At 69.2% G+C, this 26707-nt stretch carries 26 protein-coding genes; 15 read left to right on the top strand and 11 right to left on the bottom strand.

The window, feature by feature from the left end; genetic code table 11:
* The first annotated feature begins 266 nt into the window (after positions 1-266).
* Both E6C72_RS32505 and mtnA read left to right on the top strand, forming a co-directional pair.
* On the top strand, positions 267-623 hold the full coding sequence (locus E6C72_RS32505; protein ID WP_247882192.1) for a hypothetical protein: 357 nt from the start codon (positions 267-269) through the stop codon (positions 621-623).
* Between the two features lie 144 nt (positions 624-767).
* A complete protein-coding gene (gene mtnA / locus E6C72_RS31310; protein ID WP_109086689.1) occupies positions 768-1859 on the top strand; it encodes an S-methyl-5-thioribose-1-phosphate isomerase in 1092 nt (363 codons plus the stop codon).
* Positions 1860-1885: 26 nt separating this feature from the next.
* Here mtnA and E6C72_RS31305 read toward each other — a convergent pair whose 3' ends face one another.
* The 4 genes from E6C72_RS31305 to E6C72_RS31290 are packed head-to-tail and all read right to left on the bottom strand — an operon-like array spanning position 1886 to position 5175.
* A complete protein-coding gene (locus E6C72_RS31305) occupies positions 1886-2137 on the bottom strand; it encodes a type II toxin-antitoxin system RelE/ParE family toxin (protein ID WP_199228785.1) in 252 nt (83 codons plus the stop codon).
* 41 nt (positions 2138-2178) lie between these two features.
* Positions 2179-2463 carry a ribbon-helix-helix protein, CopG family gene (locus tag E6C72_RS31300; protein WP_109086688.1) on the bottom strand — a complete coding sequence of 95 codons (285 nt, stop codon included), beginning with the start codon at positions 2461-2463 and terminating at the stop codon, positions 2179-2181.
* A gap of 52 nt (positions 2464-2515) precedes the next feature.
* Entirely contained in the window at positions 2516-3934 is a 1419-nt protein-coding gene (locus tag E6C72_RS31295; protein WP_109086687.1) for a UdgX family uracil-DNA binding protein, read from the bottom strand.
* A gap of 11 nt (positions 3935-3945) precedes the next feature.
* A complete protein-coding gene (locus tag E6C72_RS31290; protein ID WP_199228781.1) occupies positions 3946-5175 on the bottom strand; it encodes a putative DNA modification/repair radical SAM protein in 1230 nt (409 codons plus the stop codon).
* 278 nt (positions 5176-5453) lie between these two features.
* Here E6C72_RS31290 and metK point away from each other — a divergent pair, with 278 nt between their 5' ends.
* The gene (metK, locus tag E6C72_RS31285) at positions 5454-6620 is read left to right on the top strand and encodes a methionine adenosyltransferase (RefSeq protein WP_109865438.1); all 1167 of its coding nucleotides are present in this window, start codon (positions 5454-5456) and stop codon (positions 6618-6620) included.
* A gap of 444 nt (positions 6621-7064) precedes the next feature.
* A complete protein-coding gene (locus tag E6C72_RS31280; protein WP_247876087.1) occupies positions 7065-7751 on the top strand; it encodes a DUF2076 domain-containing protein in 687 nt (228 codons plus the stop codon).
* A 230-nt stretch (positions 7752-7981) separates the two neighbouring features.
* On the opposite strand, the gene E6C72_RS31275 is transcribed toward E6C72_RS31280, so the two are convergent.
* Positions 7982-9331: a nucleotide sugar dehydrogenase gene (locus E6C72_RS31275; RefSeq protein ID WP_109444192.1), complete on the bottom strand. Its 1350-nt coding sequence runs from the start codon at positions 9329-9331 to the stop codon at positions 7982-7984.
* Between the two features lie 167 nt (positions 9332-9498).
* Positions 9499-10407 (bottom strand): neutral zinc metallopeptidase, encoded by a 909-nt coding sequence (locus E6C72_RS31270; RefSeq protein ID WP_109444193.1) that lies wholly within the window; start codon positions 10405-10407, stop codon positions 9499-9501.
* A 418-nt stretch (positions 10408-10825) separates the two neighbouring features.
* On the opposite strand from E6C72_RS31270, the gene E6C72_RS31265 reads away from it, so the two are divergent.
* The 5 genes from E6C72_RS31265 (at position 10826) to E6C72_RS31245 (ending at position 14703) form a co-directional block, all read left to right on the top strand.
* Complete coding sequence (locus E6C72_RS31265; protein ID WP_109444194.1) at positions 10826-11038, top strand: hypothetical protein; 213 nt, start codon at positions 10826-10828, stop codon at positions 11036-11038.
* 124 nt (positions 11039-11162) lie between these two features.
* The gene (gene infC / locus E6C72_RS31260) at positions 11163-11627 is read left to right on the top strand and encodes a translation initiation factor IF-3 (RefSeq protein ID WP_211099110.1); all 465 of its coding nucleotides are present in this window, start codon (positions 11163-11165) and stop codon (positions 11625-11627) included.
* 83 nt (positions 11628-11710) lie between these two features.
* The gene (locus tag E6C72_RS31255; RefSeq protein WP_109444195.1) at positions 11711-11923 is read left to right on the top strand and encodes a hypothetical protein; all 213 of its coding nucleotides are present in this window, start codon (positions 11711-11713) and stop codon (positions 11921-11923) included.
* Between the two features lie 40 nt (positions 11924-11963).
* Positions 11964-13205 (top strand): D-alanyl-D-alanine carboxypeptidase family protein, encoded by a 1242-nt coding sequence (locus E6C72_RS31250; RefSeq protein WP_109444196.1) that lies wholly within the window; start codon positions 11964-11966, stop codon positions 13203-13205.
* A gap of 52 nt (positions 13206-13257) precedes the next feature.
* Positions 13258-14703 carry a tetratricopeptide repeat protein gene (locus E6C72_RS31245; RefSeq protein ID WP_109444197.1) on the top strand — a complete coding sequence of 482 codons (1446 nt, stop codon included), beginning with the start codon at positions 13258-13260 and terminating at the stop codon, positions 14701-14703.
* Between the two features lie 34 nt (positions 14704-14737).
* On the opposite strand, the gene E6C72_RS31240 is transcribed toward E6C72_RS31245, so the two are convergent.
* Both E6C72_RS31240 and E6C72_RS31235 read right to left on the bottom strand, forming a co-directional pair.
* A complete protein-coding gene (locus E6C72_RS31240; RefSeq protein ID WP_109444198.1) occupies positions 14738-17002 on the bottom strand; it encodes a hybrid sensor histidine kinase/response regulator in 2265 nt (754 codons plus the stop codon).
* A 227-nt stretch (positions 17003-17229) separates the two neighbouring features.
* Complete coding sequence (locus E6C72_RS31235; RefSeq protein ID WP_247876088.1) at positions 17230-17664, bottom strand: helix-turn-helix domain-containing protein; 435 nt, start codon at positions 17662-17664, stop codon at positions 17230-17232.
* Between the two features lie 195 nt (positions 17665-17859).
* Here E6C72_RS31235 and E6C72_RS31230 point away from each other — a divergent pair, with 195 nt between their 5' ends.
* From E6C72_RS31230 to E6C72_RS31205, 6 genes are all read left to right on the top strand, one after another.
* On the top strand, positions 17860-18843 hold the full coding sequence (locus E6C72_RS31230; protein WP_136700900.1) for a hypothetical protein: 984 nt from the start codon (positions 17860-17862) through the stop codon (positions 18841-18843).
* A gap of 143 nt (positions 18844-18986) precedes the next feature.
* Positions 18987-21200, top strand: a complete 2214-nt coding sequence (locus E6C72_RS31225; RefSeq protein WP_136700899.1) for a heavy metal translocating P-type ATPase — start codon at positions 18987-18989, stop codon at positions 21198-21200.
* Between the two features lie 53 nt (positions 21201-21253).
* The gene (locus E6C72_RS31220) at positions 21254-21733 is read left to right on the top strand and encodes a DUF411 domain-containing protein (RefSeq protein ID WP_136700898.1); all 480 of its coding nucleotides are present in this window, start codon (positions 21254-21256) and stop codon (positions 21731-21733) included.
* An 80-nt stretch (positions 21734-21813) separates the two neighbouring features.
* Complete coding sequence (locus E6C72_RS31215; protein WP_109085463.1) at positions 21814-22083, top strand: metal-sensing transcriptional repressor; 270 nt, start codon at positions 21814-21816, stop codon at positions 22081-22083.
* 10 nt (positions 22084-22093) lie between these two features.
* On the top strand, positions 22094-22990 hold the full coding sequence (locus E6C72_RS31210; RefSeq protein ID WP_109085462.1) for a nickel/cobalt efflux transporter: 897 nt from the start codon (positions 22094-22096) through the stop codon (positions 22988-22990).
* Between the two features lie 8 nt (positions 22991-22998).
* A complete protein-coding gene (locus E6C72_RS31205) occupies positions 22999-23376 on the top strand; it encodes a YkvA family protein (protein ID WP_109085461.1) in 378 nt (125 codons plus the stop codon).
* Positions 23377-23379: 3 nt separating this feature from the next.
* On the opposite strand, the gene E6C72_RS31200 is transcribed toward E6C72_RS31205, so the two are convergent.
* From E6C72_RS31200 to E6C72_RS31190, 3 genes are all read right to left on the bottom strand, one after another.
* Complete coding sequence (locus E6C72_RS31200; protein ID WP_169055340.1) at positions 23380-23934, bottom strand: HAD-IIIA family hydrolase; 555 nt, start codon at positions 23932-23934, stop codon at positions 23380-23382.
* Positions 23935-24454: 520 nt separating this feature from the next.
* Entirely contained in the window at positions 24455-25189 is a 735-nt protein-coding gene (aqpZ, locus tag E6C72_RS31195) for an aquaporin Z (RefSeq protein WP_305764662.1), read from the bottom strand.
* A 165-nt stretch (positions 25190-25354) separates the two neighbouring features.
* Positions 25355-26614, bottom strand: a complete 1260-nt coding sequence (locus tag E6C72_RS31190; protein WP_109085459.1) for a hypothetical protein — start codon at positions 26612-26614, stop codon at positions 25355-25357.
* Positions 26615-26707: the final 93 nt, after the last annotated feature.

Raw genomic sequence — 26707 nt, 5'->3', positions numbered from 1 at the left:
CCTCGCGGGCGAGCTTGGCCTCCGGCATGTTGGTCATGCCGATGACGTCGCAGCCCCAGCTGCGGTACAGATTGGACTCGGCGACGGTGGAGAATTGCGGCCCTTCCATCACCATGTAGGTGCCGCGCCGCTGGTGCGGGACGTCCAGTTCGACCAGCGCCTCCTCGATCAGGTCGCCCAGCCGGCCGCAGACCGGATGGCCCAGCCCGACATGGGCGACCAGCCCGCTGCCGAAGAAGGTCTTGTCGCGGGCGAAGGTGCGGTCGATGAACTGGTCGATTACCACGAAGGTGCCGGGCGGCAGATGCTCCTTCAGCGAGCCGACCGCCGACACCGACAGGATCTCGGTCACGCCCAGCTGCTTCAGCGCATGGATGTTGGCGCGGAAATTCAGCTCCGACGGCGGGATGCGGTGGCCGCGGCCGTGGCGCGGCAGGAAAACCAGCTTCTGGCTTGCCAGCTCGCCGGTCAGCAGCTCGTCCGACGGGTCGCCGAAGGGCGTGGTCACCGTGACCCAGCGGGTGTTCTCCAGCCCGTCGATGTCGTACAGGCCGCTGCCGCCGATCACGCCCAGAACCGTTTCGCCAACTGCGCCGTTGCTCATGTCCCGCTCTCTCCGCTGAAGCTGGTGCGACTATTCCGGGCAGACCGGGAGAAGGCAACAGCGGACTTCCTCCACAAGCGGCCAGAAGCGGCCAGAAGCGGATTGATGCCGGGCCATCCGCCCCCTACCCTCGCCAGTCCTGTTCTCGACGGAGTGTCATGTCATGCGGATCGACGGGACGGCCTATCGCACCATCTGGCCGGACGGCGACGGCGTCGTCGCCATCATCGACCAGACCCGGCTGCCCCACGACTTCGCCGTCGTCCGCCTGACCAGCCTGGAGGAGGCCGCCCACGCCATCCGCGCCATGCTGGTGCGCGGCGCCCCGCTGATCGGTGCGGCGGCGGCCTATGGCGTGGCGCTCGCCCTGCGCGCCGATGCCAGCGACCACGGGCTGGAGCGGGCCTGCGCCACCCTGCTGGCGACCCGCCCGACCGCGGTCAACCTGCGCTGGGCGCTGGAGCGCATGCGCGGCCTGCTGGCCCCGCTGCCGGAGGACCGGCGCGTCGGGGCCGCCGAGGCGGAGGCCGCCGCCATCGCCGACGAGGATGTCGGGATCAACCGCTCCATCGGCCTGCACGGCGCCGCCTTGATCCGCGCCGCGGCGGCGTGCAAAGCGCCGGGCGAGCCAGTGAATGTGCTGACCCACTGCAACGCCGGCTGGCTCGCCACCGTCGACTGGGGCACGGCGCTCGCCCCCGTCTATGCCGCCTTCGAGCAGGGCATCCCGCTGCATGTCTGGGTGGACGAGACGCGGCCGCGCAACCAGGGCGCCAGCCTGACCGCCTGGGAGCTGAAGCACCACGGCGTCCCCCATACCGTCATCGCCGACAATGTCGGCGGCCACCTGATGCAGCATGGCAAGGTCGACCTGTGCATCGTCGGCACCGACCGCACCACCGCGACCGGCGACGTCTGCAACAAGATCGGCACCTATCTGAAGGCATTGGCCGCGCACGACAACGGCGTGCCCTTCTATGTCGGGCTACCCTCGCCGACCATCGACTGGATCATCGCCGACGGCGTGCGCGACATCCCCATCGAGGAGCGCGACGGCCGCGAGGTGAGCGAGCTGACCGGCCGCACCGCCGACGGCCGGATCGAGACGGTGCGCGTCACCCCGGACGGCAGCCCGGTCGCCAATTACGCCTTCGACGTCACGCCGGCGCGGCTGGTGACCGGCCTGATCACCGAGCGCGGCGTCTGCGCCGCCACGCGCGACGGGCTGCTGGGGCTGTTTCCCGAGCGGGGGTGAGGGGGGTGCCGGCAGGATCTCCCACGCTATTCCTCGAACTCGCCACGGGCGGCGAGTGCGGCGGCGTCACGCGCGCCATGAAGGACGCGGACAATCGCCACCGCATCCGGCAATGGCCGATAGTAGATCGCATAGGCGCGGTGGAAGGTCACCCGCAGGCCGGCGGACAGCGCGTCGCGCTCTGCTCCCGACAAAGGAAAGTGGCGCAAAGGTTGAAGCGCGGCTTCGAGGGCCCGGATAAAGCCGGTCGCCACCGCTTCCGAGGACTCCGCCGCCAAGTGAGCCCAGAGTTCCGCAAGGTCGGCTTCCGCCGCCTCGGTCAGGCGGAGCGGAAGCGGGCGGATAATGCCTTCCCCCGTTCGGCAATCCGGTCGGCATCGAAGTCCGTCAGTCGCCCTTCGGCCAGATCGGTCATGCCCCGGTCGATGTCCGCCTTCAGAGATGCGAACTCCTGGCGCTGCAAGGCGCGTTTCGCGGCCCAGTCCCGCAGAGCCTCGCGGATGACCTCGCTGCTCGACGCATAGTCGCCACCGGCAACGGCGCCCTTCACAGCCGCCGCCATGGCCGCCGGCAAGGTGATGGTCAGACGCTCGATCTCGGCCATGATGGCTCTCCCCGGAATACTTGATCATACTTGATCATACTGGCGGAGGTGGTCAACCCGTCCTCTTCGCCATCCCCCGCGCCTGCCGCAGGTCGGCGACGAAGTCGCGATAGGCCTGCTCCGCCCCTTTTCCCGCCGGCAGGCGCAGCAGGTGGGATGGGTGGACGGTGACAAAGCCGTTCCAATCGCCGAAATCCATCGGCCCGCGCTCCCGCAGGACCGGGACGCTGCGCCCGGTCAGCGCCAGGGCCGCCGTGGCGCCCAGAGTCACCACCAGACGCGGCCGGACGAAGGACAGCTCCTTCATCAGCCACCAGCGGTAATGCTTCACTTCGCCGGCGGTCGGCGACTGGTGCAGGCGGCGCTTGCCGCGGGCGACGAACTTGAAATGCTTGACCGCGTTGGTCAGGTAGACGGCGTCGCGCTCGATCCCGGCCTCCTCCAGCGCGCGGGTCAGCAGCTGCCCGGCGGGACCGACGAAGGGGCGGCCCTCCATGTCCTCCTGGTCGCCCGGCTGCTCGCCGACGATGGCGATGGCGGCGCCCGCCGGCCCCTCGCCCAGCACCGCCTGGGTGGCGCCCGGCACCAGCGGATCCGCCGCCAGGATGATGCGGTTCAGCTCGGCCAGCGTCGCCGGCTCCTGCCGCGCCATGGCGGCGACGGCCTTGTCGGGGGTGCGGTGGCGGGGGGCGGCGGCCTCCGCCTCGATCATCGCCTGCACCCGCGCAGGCGCGGAGCGGATCATGGCTGGGATCGCCGCCGCTTCCGGCAAATTGGCCCAGTATTTCCGCGGCATCTCCGCCCGCATCGCGGTGGGGTTCACCCGCGCCGGGTTGAAGGTGCTTTCGTAATAGCGCTGCCAGCCCTCGGCGAAGCGGTCGTCGCGGTCGAGCCCCTCCGGTCTCAAGGCCGCCGGCCCGACGGTCAGCGACCGCCGGTCCCACTGCAGCGATCCGACCGGTGTCAGAATGGTCCAGACCAGGCTTTCGAACCGCTCGACGAAGAAGGGAGCGGTGGCCTCGACGATGAAATGGTCGGGCTCGAACCAGGCCAGATAGTGTTCGGCTCCATCGGGGTCGCGCACCTCATGGAAGCGCAGGAAGGCGTGCATCTTGTGCAGGTCGCGCCGCACCGCCTTGTCCAGCAGCGCCAGCCGGTGGACCAGCGGATCGGCATGGTGGTCGAGCATGTCGCGCTCTCCCCGCAGCACCCGCCGGACCAGCCGGTGCAGCAGGGCGTAGCGTTCCGGGTCGCGGTGGCAGACCACGCTTTCGATCAGCGCCCCCACCGGCCGCGGCAGCGAGACCGGCGGCGCGTCCGCCGGCAGCGGAGCCGCATCCCCGAATAGCGACGGTGCCGCCCCGACGCTCCACACCACCTCGTCCGGCCCGACGCCGAGCGCGACCAGCCCGCGCAGCGCGCGGCGGAAGCCGTCGAGATCGGCGCCGTCCTTCAACTCCACCCGCCGCATGACCGGGCCCCTCAGAACAGGCTGAGCTGCTTGGGCGGCGCCACCAGCCGCTGCCGCAGGTCGGCGCGGTCGGTCAGCCCGCCCGGATGGTGGTCGGCGGCGATCAGGAAGGCGCGCGCCCGCTTCAGCCCCGACGACAGCCGGGCGACATCCTCCAGCCGCAGGGTGGTGTGGCGCCGCGCCTCGACGATCCTGTCGACCGCCCGCGCCCCCAGCCCAGGCACGCGCAGCAGCATCTCGCGATCGGCGCTGTTCACGTCCACCGGGAAGCGCTCGCGGTTCTTCAGGGCCCAGGCCAGCTTGGGATCGATGCCGAGGTCCAGCATCCCGCCCTCGCCCCCGGCGGCGATCTCCTTCACCGTGAAGCCGTAATAGCGCAGCAGCCAGTCGGCCTGATACAGCCGGTTCTCGCGCTGGAGCGGCGGCGGCTTGGCCGGCAGGGCGGAGCTGGCCTCCGGGATCGGGCTGAAGGCCGAATAATAGACCCGGCGCAGCCCATAGCGGCGATAGAGCGTGTCGCTGGTCTCCAGCACCGACAGGTCGGTGGAGGCGTCGGCGCCGACGATCATCTGGGTGCTCTGCCCGGCGGGGGAGAAGCGGCGTTTTTCCTCCTTGGCCTCGATGATGCGTTCGCCGACCTGCCCCATCACCGCCTTGATCGCGGTGCCGTCCTTCTCCGGCGCGAACTCCTTCAAACTGCGGTCGGAGGCGAGTTCGAGATTGATCGACAGCCGGTCGGCCCACAGCCCGGCCTGCTCGATCAGCCAGGGGCTGGCTTCCGGGATCGTCTTCAGGTGGATGTAGCCGGCGAAGCCATGGTCGCGCCGCAGCGTGCGCGCCACCAGCATCAGCTGCTCCATCGTGTAGTCGGGCGAGCGGATGATGCCGGAGGACAGGAACAGCCCCTCGATGCAATTGCGCTTGTAGAAGCCCAGCGTCAGCCGCACCACCTCGTCGACGCTGAACCGCGCCCGCCGCACGTTGGAGGAGCGGCGGTTGATGCAGTAGGCGCAGTCGAACAGGCAGTAATTGGTCAGCAGGATCTTGAGCAGCGAGACGCAGCGCCCGTCCGGCGTATAGGCGTGGCAGATCCCGGCCCCGGTGGTCGAACCGATGCCGTCCGGCCCGCCGGTCCGGCGCTTTGCGCCCGACGACGCGCAGGAGGCGTCGTATTTCGCCGCATCGGCCAGAATTTCGAGCTTGTCGAGCAGCGCGTCATCCACCGCGGAGGTCCTCCCCATCCTGATGTTCCTAATATGTTCCTATTCTGGAAAAGGCAAGTGCCGGACCCATCCGTCCAATGCGCCCCGCGTCACGGTCGAAATCCGGAAAGATGAAGTCATTAAACGGTTTCTCGCCCTGCCGATGATTTTGCTGCTCTTTGCGGTATCAACGGCAGTGTTCTTGACGGCGCATGAGTTCCTTGCGAGAAACGCCCCCGGACCGGTGTCTGCGGCCGCTGTACCGGTCTGCCGTTTCGGCTCATGAAATAGCGTGCCGCCGAATGCCGAGGTTTCCCGTGGCAAAGCTGAACTACGTGTTCACCAGCGAGTCCGTGTCGGAGGGTCATCCCGACAAGGTCTGCGACCGCATCTCCGACGCCATCGTCGATCTTTATCTTTCGCACGACCCGCAGGCCCGCGTGGCCGTGGAGACGCTGGCGACCACCAACCAGGTTGTTCTGGCCGGCGAGGTTCGCGGCCCCGAGAGCATCAAGGCCGACCAGCTGGTCGAGGTCGCCCGTGCCGCGGTGAAGGACATCGGCTACGAGCAGGACGGCTTCCATTGGGAGAAGATGGACGTCAAGTGCTTCGTCCATTCCCAGTCGGCCGACATCGCGGTCGGCGTCGACGCCGCGGGCAACAAGGACGAGGGTGCCGGCGACCAGGGCATCATGTTCGGCTATGCCTGCCGCGAGACCCCGGCGCTGATGCCGGCGCCGATCTACTACAGCCACGCCATCCTGAAGTCGCTGGCCGAGGCGCGCCATTCCGGCGCCGCCCCGCAGCTGGGCCCGGACGCCAAGAGCCAGGTCACCCTTCAGTACATCGACGGCCGCCCGGTCCGTGCCACCGCCATCGTGCTGTCGACGCAGCATGCCGAGGGACTGGACCAGGAGGCCGTTCGCGAGATCGTCCTGCCGCACATCGTCAACTGCCTGCCGGACGGCTGGATGTGCGATCCGAAGAACCTGTACGTCAACCCGACCGGCCGCTTCGTCATCGGCGGCCCGGACGGTGACGCCGGCCTGACCGGCCGCAAGATCATCGTCGACACCTATGGCGGTGCGGCCCCGCACGGCGGTGGCGCCTTCTCGGGCAAGGACCCGACGAAGGTCGACCGCTCGGCCGCCTACGCCGCCCGCTATCTGGCCAAGAACGTCGTCGCGGCGGAGCTGGCGGAGAAGTGCACGATCCAGGTGTCCTACGCGATCGGCGTGTCGAAGCCGCTGTCGGTCTATGTCGACACCCACGGCACCGGCACTGTCGACGAGGACCGTCTGTCGGACATCCTCCAGCAGCTGGTGGACCTCAGCCCGCGCGGCATCCGCACGCATCTGGGCCTGAACAAGCCGATCTACGCCCGCACCGCCGCCTACGGCCATTTCGGTCGCGAGCCGGAGGTGGACGGCGGCTTCTCGTGGGAGAGGACCGATCTGGTCGACGCCCTGCGCGGCGCCTTCTGATCGCCCGGACCGGCCGATCACCAACATAAAAAGGGCGGCGGAGGCTGGAAACGGCCTCCGCCGTCTTTTTTTGTGCCGCCCTTTTTTGTGGATCGGGCATTGCCAGCCCGGCACCGTCCGGTGCGCAAATTGTGCGGGCGCCGTCTTGACAGGATAGTGGGGCGGGACCACGTGCTCATCACCTGGATCCGGGCCCCTCTGGCGACTTAGACGTGGTCGCGATGTCGGATCTCTTCACCTGCTTTTGCGCCGACGGGCGTGACCGCACTTGGAGGGACCGATGTCCTTTTCCCAGACCCTCTCGCCAAAAAGCCCGCCCCGGATCCCGCATCTTCCCGCTTCCGACGCCTCCCCGACGCGCCCCGCCCTTCCGGCGCGCGGCCGCAGCCTTGCGCCTTTTCGCAGTGGTGGCGCCGGAAGCAGGGCTTTTCCCGCAACCTCTTCATGAGAACGAGCATCGCCATGGACCAGACCGAACGCCAGATCATCGACGACCTGTTCGCCAAGCTGCATCAGGCAGAGGCGCAATCCGGCCCGCGCGATCCCGAGGCCGAGGCGCTGATCCGCGAGCGGATCGCCCGCCAGCCCGCCTCTCCCTATCTGATGGCCCAGGCCATCGTGATGATGGAGCAGGCGCTCGCCGCCTCCCAGGGCCGCAACGAGGAGCTGGAGCGCCAGCTGCGCGAGCGTCCCGCCGCCCCCGCCCCGGCCCAGTCCGGTGGCGGCGGTCTGTTCGGCAGCCTGTTCGGCGGCAACAGCCGGCCGGCCCCGCAGCCGTCCTATGCTGCTGCCGCTCCCGCCCCCTCGGCCGCCATGCCGGCCGGCTCGCCCTGGGGCCGTCCGCCGGCTGCTGCTGGCACGCCCGCTTATGGCGACCCGCGCGTCGCCGCCTATGCCCAGCAGCCGCGCGCCGGCGGCGGCTTCATGGCCGGCGCCATGCAGACGGCGGCCGGCGTGGCCGGCGGCATGCTGATCGGCAGCGCGCTCTCCAGTATGTTCTCCGGCGGCGAGGCCATGGCCAGCGAAGCCGCCGGTGCCGCCACCGAGGCGGCCACCGCCGCCACCGACCATGTCGAGCAGACGGTCGAGGACAGCGGTTGGGGCGATTTCGGTGGCGAAGAGGAGCTGTGACCCTGCTTCCGGGCGGCGGCGCTCCGTTGAATTGAGCGCCGCCCTTGGGGAGGAAATTCCTATAGACTGGCTTCGGACTCACCGTTGCGGAGCCGACGCCATGCCTCCCCCCTTCCACCTGTTCAGGATCGCCTGCGCCAGGGCATGGAAGGGGGATGCCCGCGGCCGATGGAACGTCACCGCCCGGTGTGTTTCACGCTGTTCCAGCCGTCGGCCGCTCCGTCCCGCCCTCAGGCCTTGACGATGCGGTCTGCGAAGCCCTCGACATCCCGCATCGCGTTGCGGGTGTCGACCACCAGCGGGCACTGGGTGGCGAGGCTCTGCCAGTCGATGCCGTCATGGTCGGTGACGATCACCGCGGCGTCGAACTCCGAAAGCCGCTCCGCCGTCCAGTCGATCGAACGCCGGCCGGCGAGGGCGGCATGCTCGCGGGTGACCGGCAGCACCGGGATGAAGGGGTCGTGGTAGTCGACCGCCGCCCCGCGCTCCAGCAACATCTCCATCAGCCGCAGCCCCGGCGATTCCCGGCTGTCGTCGACATTCTTCTTATAGGCCATGCCGACCAGCAGGATGCGCGACCGGCTGAGCCCGATCCCGGACCGGCGGTCGAGCGCCAGGGCGAGGCGATCGACGACATGGCGCGGCATCATCGTGTTGACCTCGCCCGCCAGCTCGATGAAGCGGGTGGAGATCTGGTGCTCGCGCGCCTTCCAGGTCAGATAGAAGGGGTCGATCGGGATGCAGTGGCCGCCCAGCCCGGGGCCGGGATAGAAGGGCATGAAGCCGAAGGGCTTGGTCTTCGCCGCTTCGATCACCTCCCAGATGTCGATCCCCATCGGCTCGAAGACGATCTTCAGCTCGTTCACCAAGGCGATGTTGACGGAGCGGAAGATGTTCTCGGTCAGCTTGGTCGCCTCCGCCGTCCGCGTGCCGGACACCGGCACCACCTGCGGCACCACCTGCTCGTAGAGCGCCACCGCCAGCCGCCGCGCTCCCTCGTCGTCGCCTCCGACCACCTTGGGGATGGTGCTGGTGGTGAAGGTGATGTTGCCGGGATCCTCGCGTTCGGGCGAATAGGCCAGGAAGAAGTCGCGGCCGCTGACCAGCCCGGTCTCCTCCAGGATCGGTCGCATCACCTCGTCGGTGGTGCCGGGCCAGGTGGTCGATTCCAGAACCACCAGCTGGCCGCGGCGCAGCCGGTCGCGGATCAGGCGGGTGGAGGCCTCGACGAAGCTCAGGTCCGGCTCGCGCTGCGGCGACAGCGGGGTGGGGACGCAGACGATCACGGCATCGCAGGCGGCGAATTCATCGGCGTCGGTCGTCGCCCGGAACCGCCCGGTCGCCACCGCCTCGGCGACACGCCCGCCGGCGATCTGCCGGATGTAGGAGCGTCCCTCGTTCAGCGCCGTCGCCTTGGCCGGGTCGATGTCGAAGCCGGTGACCGTGAAGCCGGCCCCGGTCAGCGCCAGGGCCAGCGGCAGCCCGACATAGCCGAGCCCGATCACCGCCACCCGCGCGCTGCGGCCGCGATAGGCGTTTTCCAGGGACTGGATGTCGGGTGAAGTGTCCGCTGTGCTCATCATGCCGTTCCGTATCGACGCCTTGCAGGACTGGGCCGCCTGAACGGGCAACCCGCCTGCGGTCATCGAATGTGTGACGGCCGGCACGGCTTTGCGCAACCCCCGTTCCGTATGCCTCCGTGCCTTGCGACTGTCGGGGGCCGGTCCCGCGGCCCTCCGAGCCTCCCTTACAGCCGGTCCGTGCCGAAGGTGTCGCAGGCCTCCAGGCGGCCGCTTTCCAGTCCGGTGCGGAACCAGCGGACGCGCTGGGCGGAGCTGCCGTGGGTGAAGCTGTCGGGGCTGACGGTGCCGTGCGCCTGACGTTGCAGGCGGTCGTCGCCAATGGCACTGGCGGCGGTCAGCGCCTCCTCCACGTCGCCGGGCTCCAGCATGCGGCGGTCGCGGCTGGCGTGGTTGCCCCAGATGCCGGCGAAGCAGTCGGCCTGCAATTCCAGCCGCACCGACAGGGCGTTGGCCTCGGCCTGGCCGCGCGCCCGCTGCTGGGCCGCCTGCACCTTGTCGGAGATGCCCAGCAGGGTCTGCACGTGGTGGCCGACCTCATGGGCGATGACATAGGCCTGGGCGAAGTCGCCGGGCGCCCGGAAGCGGTCGCGCAGCTCGCGGTAGAAGCCGAGGTCGATGTAGAGCTTGTGGTCCGTCGGGCAGTAGAAGGGCCCCATCGCCGCCTGCGCCCGGCCGCAGCCCGACGACACCGTGCCGGTGAACAGCACCAGCGTCGGATCCTGATACTGGCGCCCCATCTGCTGGAACAGGCCCTGCCAGGTGTCCTCGGTGTCGGCCAGCACGACGGAGACGAAGCGCTTCAGTTCGTCGTCGGCCTGACTGCGCGGGGCGGCATCGCCGACCTGCGTGCGGCCCGCCGCGCTTCCATCCGTCTGCTCGCCGCCGCCCAGCAGCACCGTCGGGTCGATCCCCAGCACCATCGACACCAGCAGCACCACGATGGCGCCGCCGACGCCCAGCCCGCCCGGGCCGATGCGGATGCCGCCGCCCCCGCTGCCGAATCCTCCGCTCAAGCCGCCTTGCCCGCGGCGGTCCTCGACATTCTCGCTTTCCCGTCCGCCCTGCCACCGCATCGCCACCCTCCTTCGTCAAGGGGCCGGTCCCATCGGCCAGTGGAGACGAAACCGCCAGGGGCTTCCCGCGTTCCCCGCGAGGACGGCGGTGGGACGGCGATGGGACGGGGGCAGACCGGCGGTCTGGTGCGGAGCGCTTGAAAATCCCAACCTGGTCCCCATCTGGGGAAAGGCCGAAGACCGCCGCCGAAAACCGTTTGGGCGGTGCCGTCCCCCACCTTTCCCGCCCGGGCGGGAGGGAGCCTTCACCGGGGACGCCGGCCTTTTGGAACATGCCCCTACCCGGGCCTGTTTCGCTTTGCCGGAGCCTCAAGCGGCGGTGTGCGCCGCGCCGGCTCCCGTTTCACGATTCCACACACAAGCAAGAGCCGGCCGGCACCGATCCCTTCGGTCCGCCCAGCCGGCCTGGAGGATTTTCATGACGACCCCGATCGTTTCCGCCCTTTCGCAGACCGCCGGCCATTTTGCCGCCCAGCCCACGCTTGCGCCGGCCCAGCGGGCCTCCACCCGCTCCCCCGCCGGCCAATTCGCCGCAGTTGAGGGCAAAAAGCCCGATTTTCGTGCCGATCTGCAGCCGTCCGGCTTGACCCGGGGCGAACTGCGGCAGATTGTGCTCGACATCCTGGGCTGAGCCTCTTGTCCCGGGCTCGCTCCTTTCTACCCATCCACGACCACAGGAGATCACCATAGCCAAGCTCTACGACGCGGACCCCGTCCGCGAAGGCCCGCGCCTCAACCGTGAAATCACCGCCCGTATGGTCCGCCTCGTCGGCGCCGACGGCGAGATGGTCGGCGTGGTGCCGCTCCGCCAAGCGCTGGAAGCCGCCGCGGATGCCGACCTCGACCTCGTCGAAGTGGCGCCCCAGGCGGATCCGCCTGTCTGCAAGATCCTCGATTACGGCAAGTTCCGCTTCGAGGAGCAGAAGAAGGCCAACGAGGCGCGGAAGAAGCAGAAGATCATCGAGCTGAAGGAAATCAAACTTCGGCCGAACATCGACGATCACGACTACGACGTGAAGATGCGTTCCGCCGTCCGCTTCATCGAGGAAGGCGACAAGGTCAAGATGACCATGCGCTTCCGCGGCCGCGAGATGGCGCACCAGGATCTCGGTCTGAACGTGCTCGTCCGTGTGCGCGACCAGCTCCAGGACATCGCCAAGGTCGAGCAGATGCCCCGGGTCGAAGGCCGCATGATGGTCATGGTTCTGGCCCCGCGCTGAGCCTGGACCAAAGGGATCCTGCGGGGCGGTCCGCCGCCCCGCCCCTTTTCCCGAATGGTTCTACGGCTTCGCCCGCCAGTCCGGTGGTTTCGTTCGCATCGACAGCGCAGGCGCGGTATCCCGGCCTGGAGGTGCTGTTCCTGACCGGCTATGCCTTTCAGGCCCTGGACGACCGGCCCGGCGACGGCGAGGATGGGCTTGGCTGCAATATGCGCATGCGGGCCAGGCCGGTGGCTGTCGATGGCTTCCGCACCATGTTGCGGAAGATCCTGTCTGGCCGCCTGTCCGACGGATGACGCCCTGTCCATCCTCCGGCCTCCAGGGAGACCTGAGACGATGCACCCGCTCGCCCGCGGCTCGACGCTGCCGTTCTCCCGGACCACTCTCGTGGCTTTTCTCGTCGCTTTGGCCGCTGTCCTGCTGCCGCCCCTGCCGGCCCTGGCCAAAAGCTCCGCCAAGAAGGCCTCGGCACCGGTCGCCGCTGAGATCCTGATGGATGCCGCCAGCGGCAAGGTTCTCCAGGCGCGCAATGCCGACACCCTGACCTATCCGGCGTCGCTGACCAAGATGATGACGCTGATGCTGACCTTCGAGGCGCTGGACCGCGGCACGCTGCGGCTGGACCAGAGCCTCGTGGTGTCGCAGCATGCCGCGTCGATGCCGCCGTCGCGGCTGTGGCTGGCGTCCGGCAGCACCATCACGGTGGAGCAGGCGATCCTGGCGCTGGTCACCCGCTCGGCCAACGATGTGGCGGTGGTGCTGGGCGAGGCGCTGGGCGGCAGCGAGACGGCTTTCGCCGCGAAGATGACCGCCCGCGCCCGGGCGATCGGCATGCGCCGCACCATCTTCCGCAACGCATCGGGCCTGCCCGACCGGTCGCAGCGGACGACGGCGCGCGACATGGCGATCCTGTCCCGCGCACTGATCCGCGGCCATGCCGGGTATTACGCCTATTTCCAGCGCCGCAGCTTCGACTGGCAGGGCGATACGGTCTATGGGCACAACCGTCTGATGGCGCGTTATCCCGGCATGGACGGCATCAAGACCGGCTACATCGCCGCCTCCGGCTTCAACCTCGCCGCCTCGGCGGTGCGGGACGGCCGCCGCCTGATCGCCGTGGTGCTGGGCGGCCACAGCGCCAACAGCCGCGACGACCGCGTCGCCGACCTGCTGGATGCCGGCTTCAGGCACCCGACCAGCCCGGCCAAGCCGGCACCGGTCCAACCGGATCTGCTGATCACCAAGAACAGCGCCTCGATCACCCAGCGCAACACGGCGGTGAGCGTGGGCGTACCCACGGCCAAGCCGTCTGCGGCCGTGAAGTCCACTGACGACCCCATTGGTGGCCCCTGGTCCATCCAGGTCGGCGCCTTCGCCAGCCATGCCGCGGCACAGCGCAGCGCCCGCGCCATGGCCAAGCACCTGGGCGCCCTCGCCGATGGCGCCAGCCCGTCGGTCGTCCGTTCCGGCGGTCTCTACAAGGCCCGCCTGACCGGCTTCGCCGCCGCGAAGGCCGATGCCGCCTGCGCCACCCTGAAGACGGCCGGAAAGGGCTGCTTCGCGCTTCAGGACCGGTGACGGCTTTTGGGATTTCTGGATCGGGGTCCTGTTCTCGGTTATGTAGGGGAGGATGGCTACCCTTTCCGAAGCGACTCTTCTGGCGTTTGATCTGCACGCCGCAGGACGGTTTGCCGAGGCGGAAACCCTCTATGCCCGTGTGCTGGAGGCCGAGCCGGGATATCCGGACGCGCTTCATCTGTCCGGCATCCTGCTGGGCCAGACCGGCCGCCTGGAGGAGGGGCTGGCCCGGATCGCCGAAGCCGTGACTCTGCGACCGGACTCCGCGGAATATCCGCTGAATTACGGCAATCTGCTGCGTGCCGCCGGCAGGACCGCGGAGGCGATGGAGGCCTACCGGCGGGCGCATGCCCTGGGCGCGCCGCAGGCCGGCGACGGGCTGGCCGACCTGCTGCTGGATCACGGCACCCGTTGCCTGGACGCCCGGGATCCGGCAGCCGCCGAGGCGGCCTTCGCGGAGGCGTCGCGTCTGCGTCCCGGCGACCTCCGCATCCGCACCGGTCTGGCCGATGCCCGGTTCGACCGGCAGGACTGGGAGGCCGCCGTTGCGGCGTATCGCGCCGTGCTGGCGCTGTCCCCATCCTCGCACCTCGTCTGGTACAATGCCGGGGTGGCCGCCTGCAATGCCGGGCGGATGGTGGAGGCCGCCGCCGCCTTCCGGTGCGCCGGCACCCTCGCCCCGGATCATCTGGATACGCGGGAATATCTGGTCGCGACGCTTTTCCATTGCGGCAAGCGGGCGGAGGCGGCAAGCGAAGCCGCTGCGATCCTGGCGCGAAAGGCGGAAGCGGCGCGTCAGGGGCGGCCGGATGGCGGACCGGCGCCCGTCCCCGCATCCCTGCCGACATCTTCCCAGGACGGCCGGACGCGGCGGATCATCAGCTTCAGCCTGTGGGGCTCCGCATCCCTGTACACCCAGGGCCTGCTGGAGAATGTCCGGCTTGCGGCGGAGTTCTATCCGGGCTGGATCTGCCGCATCTATCACGACGACTCCGTGCCGGCGCCCGCTCTCGGCGAACTGGTCGGGGCGGGGGCGGAACTGGTCGCCATGGAACCCGGCAGCGGGCCGGTGCATGGCCTGTTCTGGCGTTTCCTCGTCTCGGACGATCCGACCGTCAGCCATTTCCTGTGCCGCGACGCCGACTCCCGCCTGAACAGCCGGGAGCGGGCCGCGGTGGAGGCCTGGCTGGCCTCCGGTCTCCCCTTCCATGTCATGCGCGACCACATCATGCACACCGACCTGATGCTGGCCGGCATGTGGGGCGGGCGGGCGGGCCTCCTGCCGCCGATGGCTCCGCTGGTGGCCGCCACCGCCCGCGCCGATGGCGGGCGTCTGCAGGACCAGCGCTTCCTTGGGCGCGTGGTCTGGCCGCTGATCGAGGATTGCTGCCTCGTCCATGACAGCGCCCATGCGGGCCACGGGCAGCCGTTTCCCGACGTGCCGATCGATGCGCGGTTCCGCTTCACCCATGTCGGGGCCTGCGTGAAGGACGCCTGATGCCGGCGTCCGATGACGGCCTGCCGGCGCGTCGCTACAACGCCGCCATGATATGCCCGATCAGGGCTGATGGCGGGATGGGTTTGGACAGGATGCGGATGCCGGGCTCGCGCCCCAGATCCTGCAACACCGCCTTCTCGGCATAACCGGTGACGATCAGGACCGGCAGGCCGGGCCGGTGGTGGCGGACGATGCGGGTCAGGTCGGCGCCGGTCATGCCGGGCATGGCGAAATCGGTGATCAGCATGCGGATGCCGACCTGACCCGCATCGTCCGCCGCCAGCAGGGCCAGGGCCTCCTCGCCGCTGGCGGCCTCCGACACCATGATGCCGGCCTCGTCCAGCACCGCGGCGTTCGCCATGCGGACCAGGACGTCGTCTTCGACCAGCAGGACGCGCACGGCGCCGGCTGATGGGGTGCCTGACGGGACGGATGACGGGGGGGCGGATGGCACCGGCGGTGGTTCGCTGCCGGGCCCTCCCGCCCCGTCTCCGGCCAAGCTTTCCGCCCGGCTCTCCCCCCGGCTCTCCCCTTGGTTCCGCATTGGGGCATGGGGCAGATACAGCGTCACCGCGGTGCCGAGGCCGGGATGGCTTTCCAGGCGCATGCCGCCGCCGGACTGGGCGGTCAGGCCATGCACCATGCTCAGCCCCAGCCCGCTGCCCTGCCCGACCGGCTTGGTGGTGAAGAATGGCTCGCAGGCCCGCGCCAGCACGTCGGGCGCCATGCCGGCTCCGCTGTCGCGCACGGTCACGGCGACATAGCCGCCAGGCGCCAGGGTGGGGAAAACCCCTTCCGCCGCCGGCCCTGTCGGCAGGCCGGTGACGGTGATGGTCAGGGTGCCGCCCTCCGGCATGGCGTCGCGGGCGTTGATGGCGAGGTTCAGCAGGGCGATGTCGAACTGGTGGGGATCGACCAGTGCCGGCGGCACATCGGCGTCGCTGTCGATGCGGATGCGGATGGCGCCGCCCAGCGTGCGTTCCAGCAGTGCCGCCATCCCCACCACCTGGGCGCCGAGATCGACCGGCGCCGGAGCCAATCGCTGGCGGCGGGCGAAGGCCAGCAGATGCTGGGTCAGGGTGGCACCGCGGTCGACTGCCTGGCCCGCCACCTCCAGTGCCCGGCGGCTTTCCGCCCCGCGCAGTTCGCCGCCGGCCTCCAGCATGTGCAGGCTGGAGCGTATCGCCTGAAGCAGGTTGTTGAAGTCGTGGGCGACGCCGCCGGTCAGCTGGCCGAGCGCCTCCATCTTCTGCAACTGGCGGACATGCTCCTCCGCCTCGTCGCGGGCCTCCACCGCCTGACGGCGCTCGCTGAGCGCGCGGTTGGCGGTCTCGTAGGCCAGGAACTGGCGGGCCATCGCCCACAGCATCAGGGCGAGCGCCACCGCGCTGACCAGCCCGGCGGCGGCGATGACGATCGCCTGACTTTCCCAGCGGGCCAGGATCTCCCCTCGCGTCCGGCTGACCGCGACGGCCAGCGGATAGTTCCGCAGGAGCTGGACGGACAGGATGCGCTCCTCCCCGTCGACCGAGCGTTGCAGGGTCGAGGTGCCGGTCCCGCTTTGGGCGAGCTGCCTGTCGATGACGGGGTGGGGGGCGATGGTGCCGATCTTGTCCGGCACCGGCGGGAAGCGGGCCAGCAGCATGCCGTCGCGCCACCACAGGCTGAAGCCGCTGCCCGGAGCCACATGGAGGCTGCGGTAGAACTCCTCGAAATAGGACAGGCGGATTGCCCCGATGACCAATCCGACCAGTCCGCCTTCCGCATCGTTCACGCGCCGCGCGATGTAGAGGGTCCATTCCCCGGTGACCAGGCTCCTGGTCGGCCGGCTGAGATAGGCGTGCCCGGGATCGGCGTCCTTGAGGGCGCGGTAATAGTCGCGCAGGGACAGGTCGAGCGCCGGGGCCGGGAACTGGCGGGTGAAGTTCACCAGGGTGCCGTCGGCACCGATCAGGCTCAGCGCCTCCAACTGCGGCAGGCCGGAGGCCTTGGCCTTCAGGATCTCGTGGACCTGCCGGTCCGTCCGCAGCCGGCTGAAGGCCTCCGGGCTGCGCCGGCTCTCAGGCGGGATCTGCTCGGCGACCCCGCTGACGGCCAGATCGATCCCTTCGATGGTGCGCGTCGTCTGTTCGGTCAGCGAGGCGTTGAGCGTGCGCAAGCCCAGCAGAGCTTCGGCCACCGTCTCGTCATGCAACCGGTTCAGGATCATCGCGGTGCCGCCGCACAGCACCGCCAGCAGGCCGATGCCGAGCGCCCCGATGCGCTGGAGCGGACGGTTCTCCCTCAGAAGCCGCCGCATGACGCCCGCGTCCGGTCCGCCTTCGCCGCCGCTTCCCCACCCCCACCCATCTCCGCCTCTATTCCCTTTAGCGTCGCCATGGCGATCCGCCGCTGCTTCGCAGGCCCCGTGTGGCGCCCACCGGAGGTGCGGAAGATTTCGACACTGCATTATCGACTATAAGCAGCTTCGTCCGCGGGGCAAACCGGTTCCAGGTCATAGGGTGGCGCCTCGGCTCGGCCGAACCCTCAATGACTGTCGTGCAGGCAGTGGGCATGGTCGGCCAGCACCTCGATCACGTGGCAGCTGCGCACCTGATCCTGGGCGCAGCCCTCCACCATCCGCCGGACCTCGTCGCGCAGGGCCTCCAGCCGGGCGATCCTGGACTCGATCCCGGCCAGATGGGTGCGTGCCAGCAGGTCGGCCTCCCGGCAGGGCCGGCCCGGATCGTCGGCCATCGCCAGCAACTGGCGGATCGCCTCCACCTCGAAGCCAAGTTCGCGGGCATGGCGGATGAAGCGCAGGCGGCGGACCGACCCGTTGTCGTAGGTGCGCCGGTTGCTGCCGGTCCGCGGCGCCTCCGGCAGCAGGCCGATTGTCTCGTAATAGCGGATGGTCGGGATCTTCACCCCGGTCCGCTTGGCGAGCGCGCCGATCGTCAGTGTCGCGTCTGGCATGGTCATCGCCTTTTCCTGAATCCTCCAGTCTTTGGAGAATCTGAGTTCTGAGGCGGCCGCCGGCAATATGTCATTTCCGGGAATGGCTGCCCCTGCAACGCTTCGGGCGGGAGATGCCGATGCGACACAACCATAAGGTTTTGTTTCTCCCCTTTCCGCTTGTTCGTTCCGTCGGCACCGGCTATCACCCGGCATCAGGGCTTGGACCAGTTCAGCAAGGGCGCCGTTGTGAAGATCCTGTGCGTGATCCCGCATTTCTACCGCCCCAAGGCCGACCATGCCGCTGGCGGAAACAATTCCAGCGACATCAATCGGAAAGCGGAACGCATCGCGGTCCTCGGCGAAACCATCTCTGCCTTCCACCAGCTTTATGGAAGCCGGGTGGCCGGGCTCGACCATTGGCGCAAGGTCGCGTGGCAGACCGCTTCGCCCCACCGTGCCGAGATCGACGTGATGGTCTGCACCATCGGCGACGACCATCTGCTCGACGAATTGCGGATCAGCCCGGTCCTCTACCGCCGGGCCAAGATCAATGCAGACGTCCTGCCGACACGGCTGGGCTTCGGCGCCCATATGGTGATGCGGGAACTGGCGGGGCAGTATGACTGGTACTGCTATGTCGAAGACGACATCATCATGACCGACCCGCTGTTCTTCCGCAAACGGGCGCTGTTTGACGCCCGGTTCGGGCCGGAGGCGCTGTTGCAGCCCAACCGGTTCGAAAACGCCTCGGCCTTCGGTTACAAGGTCTATCCGGATTACATCCTCGGCCGGCCCTGGACGGCCGAGCATCAGGATCTGTCCGACCACCCGGAATTGGCCATGGAGTTCATGGGGGAGGCCGTCCGTTTCGAACGGAGCTCCTATCCGGCGGCCGGCAGCTTCTTTCTCAATGCGGCACAGCTGGAACGCTGGATTTCGCATCCGTCCTTCCTCGATTTGGACGAATCCTTTCTGGGGCCGCTCGATTCCGCGGGCATCCTGTCGATCATGAAGGCCTTCCGGGTCTACAAGCCGGCCCTGGACCATGCCTCCTTCCTGGAGGTGAAACACGGCTCACCCCGCTGGTCGCCCATCGTCGGGCAGGAACAGCATCCCATCATTCCCAGGACCGAGCCCTTCGCTGGGCTTCCGGAGCATTCGCCCGGGAATGACGAAACGGACGCCGGCGACGCGGGCCGCTGAAACCGGAGACCCAAGCCGGAAATCTTCCAAGCATCCCGCCGGGCTGTGCATGGACGGCGCTTTTCCCCCTTGATCCTCCAGCCGCTGGAGAATTTAGGCTCCCTGGGAACTGCCGAAGATGCGCGCCCGGAAGGAGCTTTCCCATGCACGACACGCAGGATGAGATCGGGAGCGGCGGAACCGCCTTGCGCACCAGCCGCTACCGGGTTTCCGGCATGGATTGCGGATCCTGTGCTGCCAAGATCGAGACGGCGCTGCGCCGGGTGCCGGGGATCCGCGAGGTGCGGGTGTCCGTGCCCGCCGGCACGGTGACTGTCTCGCACGACGATACACTGGGCACCGAAACGGTGGTCCGTCCGCTTGCCGCACTCGGCTATGGCGCCGTCCCCGCCGATCCGGTGGCGGAGGCTGGGCCGTCGGCTTGCGGCGGGGGCTGCTGCGGAACTGCCGCCCATTCGCACCCGCATCCCCACGGGCACTCCCAGTCTCACGACGATGCGTCCGAAGCACCCTGGTGGCGGGGGCGCAAGGCTCTGCTGACCATGACGGCCGGTGCCGCCCTGGCCGCCGCGACTGCGCTCGGCCTGCTGGTGCCGGCGGCGGAGCCCTGGGCCTTTCCGCTGGCGCTGATGGTCGGGCTGGTCCCGGTGGCGCGCCGTGCCTTGGCGGCAGCGCGGGCCGGAACGCCCTTCTCCATCGAGATGCTGATGACGGTCGCCGCCATCGGCGCGCTGCTGATCGGCGCGGTGGAGGAGGCGGCGACGGTTCTGGTCCTCTTCCTGGTCGGCGAACTGCTGGAAGGGGTGGCGGCCGGCCGGGCGCGGGCCGGCATCCGCGGTCTGACCGCGTTGGTCCCCGACACGGCATTGCTGGAGCGGGACGGCGGCGCCCCGCAACCCGTTCCCGCCGCCGGGCTGGCCGTCGGCTCCATCATCCTGGTGCGGCCGGGCGACCGGGTGGCGGCCGATGGCATCGTGCTGTCCGGCCGCAGCGCCGTCGACGACTCCCCCGTCACCGGCGAGAGCCTGCCGAAGCCCAAGGCCGAGGGCGATGCGGTCTTCGCCGGCACCATCAATGCCGACGGGGCGCTGCGCGTCCGCGTCACCGCCACGGCGCGCGACAACACCATCGCCCGCATCGTCCGGCTGGTGGAGGAGGCGCAGGCCGGCAAGGCGCCGACCGAACGGCTGATCGATCGCTTCGCCCGCTTCTACACGCCGGGCATCGTCGGCGTGGCGGCCCTGGTCGCCGTGGTGCCGCCGCTGGCCTTCGGCGGCGGCTGGACGGAGTGGATCTACCGCGCCCTGGCGGTGCTGCTGATCGGCTGCCCCTGTGCGCTGGTGATCTCCACCCCGGCGGCCATCGCCGCCGGCCTGTCGAACGGCGCCCGGCGCGGGCTGCTGCTGAAGGGCGGTGCCGTGCTGGAGGCGCTGGGCCGCATCACCAGCGTCGCCTTCGACAAGACCGGCACCCTGACGGAAGGCAAGCCCCGCGTCACCGATCTGATCCCCTTTGGCGGAAGCGAGGCGGATCTGCTGGCCGATGCGGCAGCGCTGGAGGCCGGGTCGAGCCACCCGCTGGCCCGCGCCATCCTGGCCGCGGCGGCGGAGCGCGGCATCGCCCCGCCGGTCGCCGATGATGTGACGGCACTCCCAGGCGCCGGCCTGACCGGCAAGGTGGGCGCCCGTACGGTGGCGCTGCTGTCGCCCCAGGCCGCCACCCTGACCACGGCGCAGGCCGGTCAGGCTGCGGTCTTTGCCGAGGCGGGGAAGACGGTCTCGGTCCTGCTGGTGGACGGCAGCCCGGCCGGGCTGATCGCCATGCGCGACGAGCCGCGCCCCGATGCCCGCAGCGGGATCGCCGCGCTGGAGCGTGCCGGCATCCGCTCGCTGATGGTGACGGGCGACAACGCCCGGACTGCCGGGGCGGTCGCCGGGATGCTGGGCATGGCGGCGCATGCCGAACTGCTGCCGGACGACAAGCTGCGCATCGTCCGCGACCTCCAGGCCAAGGGACAGCGGGTGGCGAAGGTCGGCGACGGCATCAACGACGCCCCGGCGCTCGCCGCCGCCGATGTCGGCATCGCGATGGGCGGCGGCACCGATGTGGCGCTGGAGACCGCCGACGCCGCCATCCTGCACGGCCGGGTCGGCGACGTGGCGGCGATGGTGGCGTTGTCACGCCGCACCATGGCCACCATACGGCAAAACATCGCATTGGCTTTGGGCTTGAAGGCGGTCTTCCTGCTCACCACCGTGCTGGGGGTCACCGGGCTGTGGCCGGCGATCCTGGCGGACACCGGCGCCACCGTGCTGGTCACCGCCAATGCCCTGCGCCTCCTGTCCGCCCGACCGTGATCGGCGCCGGTGAGCGTCCTGGGCAAGGCACTGATTTCTTTAGGAGAGCTTCTATGAGCATGACGCGGCGGACGATGATGCGGGGGGCCGCAATGGCTGTTCTGGCCCTCGGCCTCGGGTCGATGGGGCTGCCGGGTATGGTCCGTGCCGCCGTTCCCGCCACTGGTGCGGCGGTGGAGGTCTGGAAGGCCGCGAGCTGTGAATGCTGCGAGGGCTGGGTGCGGCACATGCGCGCGGCCGGCTTCGACGTCACCGTCCATGTCGTCGACGACGTGACGCCGATGAAGCGGATGGCCGGCGTGCCGGACGATCTCGCTTCCTGCCACACGGCGCGGGTCGGCGGCTATGTGCTGGAAGGCCATGTGCCGGCAGACGACGTGAAGCGGCTGCTGGCCGAGCGGCCGCAGGCCCGCGGACTGGCGGTTCCCGGCATGCCGCAGGACGCCCCCGGCATGGACATGGCCAGCGGCCAGCCCTATCAGGTCGTGCTGTTCGGCGCAGCCGGCGGTCCGCAGGTCTACGCCCGGCACTGATTTCCCTTCCCGGCCGGGCTTCCCCGGCCGGGAAACCCTTGTCTTTGACTCTATCCCCTCCCGGAGGATAGGATCAGGACATGAGCACGCACCATTCCCATCCCGAGATCGTCAAGCGGCTGAAGCGCGCCGACGGCCATCTGCGCGGCATCATCGAGATGATCGAGGCCGAACGCCCCTGTCTGGACATCGCGCAGCAACTCCACGCGGTGGAGAGCGCCGTGCGCGAGGCCAAGAAGCTGCTGATCCACGACCATCTCGACCATTGCCTGGACGCGGCGGTCGATGCCGGGCCGGAGGAGTCCCGCCGCTCCGTCGCCGAATTCAAGGCGATCACCAAATACCTGTAAGGGGGCAGAGATGCCGGATTTCGCCGCCCTGTTGCAGCAGGGAGCCGGGCAGGCCTGGCTGTTCGTCCCCAGCGCCATCCTGCTGGGCGCCCTGCATGGGCTGGAGCCCGGCCATTCCAAGACCATGATGGCCGCCTTCATCGTCGCCATCCGTGGCACGGTGATGCAGGCGGTCCTGCTGGGGCTGGCGGCGACGGTGTCGCACACGCTGGTGGTGTGGGTGGTGGCCCTGGCCGGCCTGCGGCTGGGCCAGGGCTGGGACGCCGCGACGACCGAGCCCTATTTCCAGGTCGCCTCGGCGGTGCTGATCGTCGGCGTGGCGCTGTGGATGATGGCGCGGACCTGGCGGGAGCAGCACCCGCATTCTCATCGCCATCACAATCACCACGACCATGGTCATGACCATGACCACCACCATGACCACAGTCATCATCATGATCATCGTCATGACCACCACCATGACGATGAGCCGGAGGATGCGCACGCCCGGGCGCATGCCGATGAGATCCGGCGCCGTTTCGACGGCCGGCCGGTCACCACCGGCCAGATCCTGCTGTTCGGTCTGACCGGCGGCCTGATCCCCTGCCCCGCCGCCATCACCGTCCTGCTGCTGTGCCTGCAATTGAAGGAGGTCGCCCTGGGTGGCGTGCTGGTGCTGTGCTTCAGCATCGGGCTGGCCCTGACCCTGATGTCGGCCGGGGTGGTCGCGGCACTGGGGATGCGCCATGCCGAACGTCGCTGGTCCGGAGCCTTCGGCCGCATCGCCCGGCGGGCACCCTATGTTTCCGGCGCCCTGATCCTGGCGGTCGGGCTGTATGTCGGGTTCCACGGGCTGTCGGGGCTGGGCTACCACCTCGCCGGTTTGGCCTCTCCGTCCCCTGCCGCCCTCTTCCAGCAGATCGGCTGACCCGGTCCGTGCTGCAAACCGCGAAGACATGGGCACGCGCGGTCAAGCGCGACGTGCTCGCCGTCTATCTGGCGGCACGCGACCCGCGCACCCCCTTGCCCATCCGCCTGCTGGCGATGGCGGTCGCCGCCTATGCGCTGAGCCCGATCGATCTGATTCCCGACTTCATCCCGGTGCTGGGCTATCTGGACGATCTGCTGATCGTGCCGCTCGGCATCCTGCTGGTCGTCCGCCTGATCCCGCCGGAGCTTCTGGCCGAACACCGCGCCGCCGCGGCGCGCCGGTCCGCCCGGCCGGTCAGCGTCGCCGCCGCCGTGCTGATGATCGTGCTGTGGCTGGCGGCGGCCGTCCTGCTGTGGCGATGGCTTGAGGGTTGGCTGTCCTAGCCGTCAGGCCATCCGCGCCAGGATGCCGGCGACGACGGCGTCGAGGTCGCCGCCGCGGTAGAGCGTTCCCTCGATGCCTGCCCGCTGCGCCGCCTGCAGGTCGGTGTCGCGGTCGCCGATCAGGAAGCTGCCCTTCGGCTCCACCGGCCATTCGGTCATCGCCTGCAACAGCATTCCCGGCTCCGGCTTGCGGCAGGCGCAGTCGGTGCGGTAGGGCGGCTCGCCATGCTCGGGATGGTGCGGGCAGTGATAGAAAGCGTCGACATGGGCGCCGACGGCGTTCAGCTCCTGCTGCATCCAGCGATGCAGGGTGCGGACATGGTCCTCGCTGTAGAGTCCGCGGGCGACGCCGGCCTGGTTGGTCACGACGAAGACCAGGAAGCCGGCATCGTTCAGCCGCTTCACCGCCTCCCTGGCCCCTGGCATCCAGGTGATCTGGTCCGGGCGATGGGCGAAGCCGATGTCCTCGTTCAGCACGCCGTCGCGGTCGAAGAAGGCGGCCCTGCGGCGGCCGGCGTTCCGGGGAGAGGATATGTCGTCGGAGATGATGGCGGGCATGATGGCAGCGGCAGCCTTTTCGAGGGGGGCCCCTTGCGGGTCCGTCCTGTTGAAAAGCCGCCCGGGCGGCACTCTTGTCAACCCGGCTGCCGGTTTCCCCAAATCAGGTCACTTGAAGACGATATAACATGTTTTCATGAAAACATATGGTGGAACCATATCGCTGCCTCATCCCCGTTCTATGTGGATGGCTTCGAGGACGCGGTTCCACGCCCGGACCATCAGGTCATGGTTGGCCACAGCGATGGTCGGGCAACGGGATCAGGGGAGTGCAGACACCACCAGCAGGCCGAAATAGATCCCGATGAATAGGCCGAGCACGATGCCGTAGTCGGCTTCGGTCATCGGGTTGGAGTCAGGGTCGAACTGCCGCATGGATACGCCTTCTGCGCCGTTTGTCCTGCCTGAATAACAGTGGACGGTGGCGAGGCGTTGCGACATCGGCGGGCTATTCGGGGGCAAGTCATCCGGGACCGGCCCTTTGCGGACCGATCCCGTCGATGAGGAAACCGGGCCTGCTTCAGGTGGAGCTTTCCGCCTGCCCGGTGATGGCGGGCTTCGCCGGCATCTCCTCGGCAAGCGCGCGATAGGCCAGCCCGCCCGCCAATCCCCCGGCCAGCGGGGCGAGCCAGAACAGCCAGAGCTGCTGCAACGCCCATCCGCCGACAACCAGTGCCGGACCGGTGCTGCGTGCCGGGTTCACCGACGTGTTGGTGACCGGGATGCTGATCAGGTGGATGAGGACGAGCGCCATGCCGATGGCCAGCGGGGCAAAGCCGGCCGGCGCCCGCCGGTCGGTGGAACCCAGGATGATCAACACGAAGAAGAAGGTCAGCACCAGTTCGATCACCAGGGCGGAGGCGATGCCATACTGGCCGGGTGAATGGGTCTCGTACCCGTTGGCGGCAAGACCGTTGACGGCCAGGCTGTAGTCGGCCTTTCCGGTGGCGATGACAGAGAGGACCAGGGCCGCCGCGAAGGCCCCCACCAGCTGGGCCAGCACATAGGGCAGGATGTCCTTGGCCGGGAACCGTCCGCCGGCCCACAGCCCGACGGTGACCGCCGGGTTCAGGTGGCAGCCGGAGATGTGGCCGATGGAATAGGCCATGGTCAGGACGGTGAGGCCGAAGGCGAGGGAGACGCCAAGCAATCCGATTCCGACCTGCGGAAAGGCGGCGGCGAGCACGGCACTGCCGCAGCCGCCGAAGACCAGCCAGAATGTCCCGAGAAACTCAGCGGAGCTGCGCCTTATCATACTCATGCCAACCTCCCACTGCTGTCAGGGTTGCCGAAGGCCGGCGGACGCCGGTACGGCAACGAGCATAAATCCACCCCTATAGGGCGGAGTTCGCGCGTTCGGACAGGGGGATGGGCCAGAAGAACAGGGCAGGTGGAGGAACGGGATCGTGCCGGTGCCGGGTCAGGCTTTGCCCCCGCTCCGGCCCTGCTTCTCGGCGAGTTGCGCCATGGCCCCGGTTCCGGCGGCGATGCGTTCGCCGTAGCGGGCGGGCATGGCGGGAGAGGTCCAGTCACCGGCCTGTTGGATGGCGGGCAGCCCGAAGCCGGCGGCCAGCAGGTCCTGGGCGCCGCCGACCCGCAGGCTGTGGCCCGATACCGCTCCCTCGCCCGGTACGCCGCTGCCCTCCAGTCCGACGGCTTTGGCGCGTGCCTTGAAGATCTCGCCCACCCGCTTGCCAGGGTCCGGCCCCGCCACCGCCAGCGGGCCCAGCACCGCACCTGTCCTGCGGGCCAGCCGGTCGGTGCCGATCTGCAGCCACAGCACCTCGCGACAAGCCTCCAGCCGCGCCTGCCGCCGCAGCAACCGGTCGTGCCGGGCCGTATTTTCGAAGCGATTGCTTGAACCTTGGCTTGGAGCACAGCGGCGCATCAGCCGCTCCCCCTCAGCCAGGGCTTCATCGAGCAGGAGGGCGCGCAGCCGCAGCCACCGTTGCAGCCGGACCATGCTGTCTGGCCCCAGCCAGCACCAGCGGCCCTGCCCGGCCTGATCGGTCTTGGAGCGGGCGACGAACAGCCGGCCGCTGCCGTCCCGCTCCGTCTGTATGTCGGCGATGGTCAGCCGTACCAGTTCTGCCCGGCGGCGCAGGGTGTCGTAGCCGACGGCGATCAGCGCCGCATCGCGCACCGCCGCCGGTTCGTCCGCTCTGTCCCCAGAGCCGTCGGCGATGCGATCGAGGGCGGTCAGCATCTCCTGCACGTCGTCGCGGCGCAGCCCGACCGCCTGCGCCGGCCGGCGGCCGAGACGGACGGCCAACCCCTTCATCTCCAGACGCACCAGACGATCCCGGCACGGGTCGGGCTGGCCTGCGGCCTCATGCAGGGCGGCGATGGTCGATTTGCGCCGCGCCACGGTCCCATAGGCGGCCGGCTGGCCATCCCGCCCGCCATCGTTGGCGAGTACAGTCAGATAGGCGATCACCGTCTCCGGTCCTGCCGGCACCGCCACCCGGCCTTGGTTGGCGCACCAGCGGATGTAGTGGCGGGCATCGGCCCACAGAGCACGTGTGGTGTTGGCCGGTGCATTGCGCTGAAGCGCCCGCCACCAGGGCACCAGCCGCCGTGCCACCGCAAGAGCAATCGGGGGATGGGGCAAGAAGGTGGCGTCGAGCGCGTCGGCATCCCTGGTGGCGGGAAGGATGGGCAGATGTGGTGGAGCGGTCATCCGATAAGCCGTAGGGGCTGGGGAGAAGGGCGCCGCGCCAGGATATGATGGCCTGCCTTTCTGGCGATAGCGGAAATTATCACCAGAAATGCA

It is taken from the genome of Azospirillum sp. TSH100 (genome assembly GCF_004923295.1).
Lineage (GTDB): Bacteria > Pseudomonadota > Alphaproteobacteria > Azospirillales > Azospirillaceae > Azospirillum.
Note: the sequence above shows the minus strand (reverse complement) of the source record. Positions and strands in the feature narration are given on the sequence as shown.

Coding starts and splice junctions, on each gene's coding strand:
- E6C72_RS31215 (WP_109085463.1), top strand. CDS start 21,814: ATGAGCACGCACCATTCCCATCCCGAGATCGTCAAGCGGCTGAAGCGC.
- E6C72_RS31220 (WP_136700898.1), top strand. CDS start 21,254: ATGAGCATGACGCGGCGGACGATGATGCGGGGGGCCGCAATGGCTGTT.
- mtnA (WP_109086689.1), top strand. CDS start 768: ATGCGGATCGACGGGACGGCCTATCGCACCATCTGGCCGGACGGCGAC.
- E6C72_RS32505 (WP_247882192.1), top strand. CDS start 267: ATGAACTGGTCGATTACCACGAAGGTGCCGGGCGGCAGATGCTCCTTC.
- E6C72_RS31295 (WP_109086687.1), bottom strand. CDS start 3,934: ATGCGGCGGGTGGAGTTGAAGGACGGCGCCGATCTCGACGGCTTCCGC.
- aqpZ (WP_305764662.1), bottom strand. CDS start 25,189: ATGATAAGGCGCAGCTCCGCTGAGTTTCTCGGGACATTCTGGCTGGTC.
- E6C72_RS31275 (WP_109444192.1), bottom strand. CDS start 9,331: ATGAGCACAGCGGACACTTCACCCGACATCCAGTCCCTGGAAAACGCC.
- E6C72_RS31270 (WP_109444193.1), bottom strand. CDS start 10,407: ATGCGGTGGCAGGGCGGACGGGAAAGCGAGAATGTCGAGGACCGCCGC.
- E6C72_RS31240 (WP_109444198.1), bottom strand. CDS start 17,002: ATGCGGCGGCTTCTGAGGGAGAACCGTCCGCTCCAGCGCATCGGGGCG.
- E6C72_RS31210 (WP_109085462.1), top strand. CDS start 22,094: ATGCCGGATTTCGCCGCCCTGTTGCAGCAGGGAGCCGGGCAGGCCTGG.
- E6C72_RS31225 (WP_136700899.1), top strand. CDS start 18,987: ATGCACGACACGCAGGATGAGATCGGGAGCGGCGGAACCGCCTTGCGC.
- E6C72_RS31250 (WP_109444196.1), top strand. CDS start 11,964: ATGCACCCGCTCGCCCGCGGCTCGACGCTGCCGTTCTCCCGGACCACT.
- E6C72_RS31190 (WP_109085459.1), bottom strand. CDS start 26,614: ATGACCGCTCCACCACATCTGCCCATCCTTCCCGCCACCAGGGATGCC.
- infC (WP_211099110.1), top strand. CDS start 11,163: ATGGTCCGCCTCGTCGGCGCCGACGGCGAGATGGTCGGCGTGGTGCCG.
- E6C72_RS31280 (WP_247876087.1), top strand. CDS start 7,065: ATGAGAACGAGCATCGCCATGGACCAGACCGAACGCCAGATCATCGAC.
- E6C72_RS31200 (WP_169055340.1), bottom strand. CDS start 23,934: ATGCCCGCCATCATCTCCGACGACATATCCTCTCCCCGGAACGCCGGC.
- E6C72_RS31290 (WP_199228781.1), bottom strand. CDS start 5,175: ATGGGGAGGACCTCCGCGGTGGATGACGCGCTGCTCGACAAGCTCGAA.
- E6C72_RS31300 (WP_109086688.1), bottom strand. CDS start 2,463: ATGGCCGAGATCGAGCGTCTGACCATCACCTTGCCGGCGGCCATGGCG.
- E6C72_RS31265 (WP_109444194.1), top strand. CDS start 10,826: ATGACGACCCCGATCGTTTCCGCCCTTTCGCAGACCGCCGGCCATTTT.
- E6C72_RS31245 (WP_109444197.1), top strand. CDS start 13,258: ATGGCTACCCTTTCCGAAGCGACTCTTCTGGCGTTTGATCTGCACGCC.
- E6C72_RS31235 (WP_247876088.1), bottom strand. CDS start 17,664: ATGACCATGCCAGACGCGACACTGACGATCGGCGCGCTCGCCAAGCGG.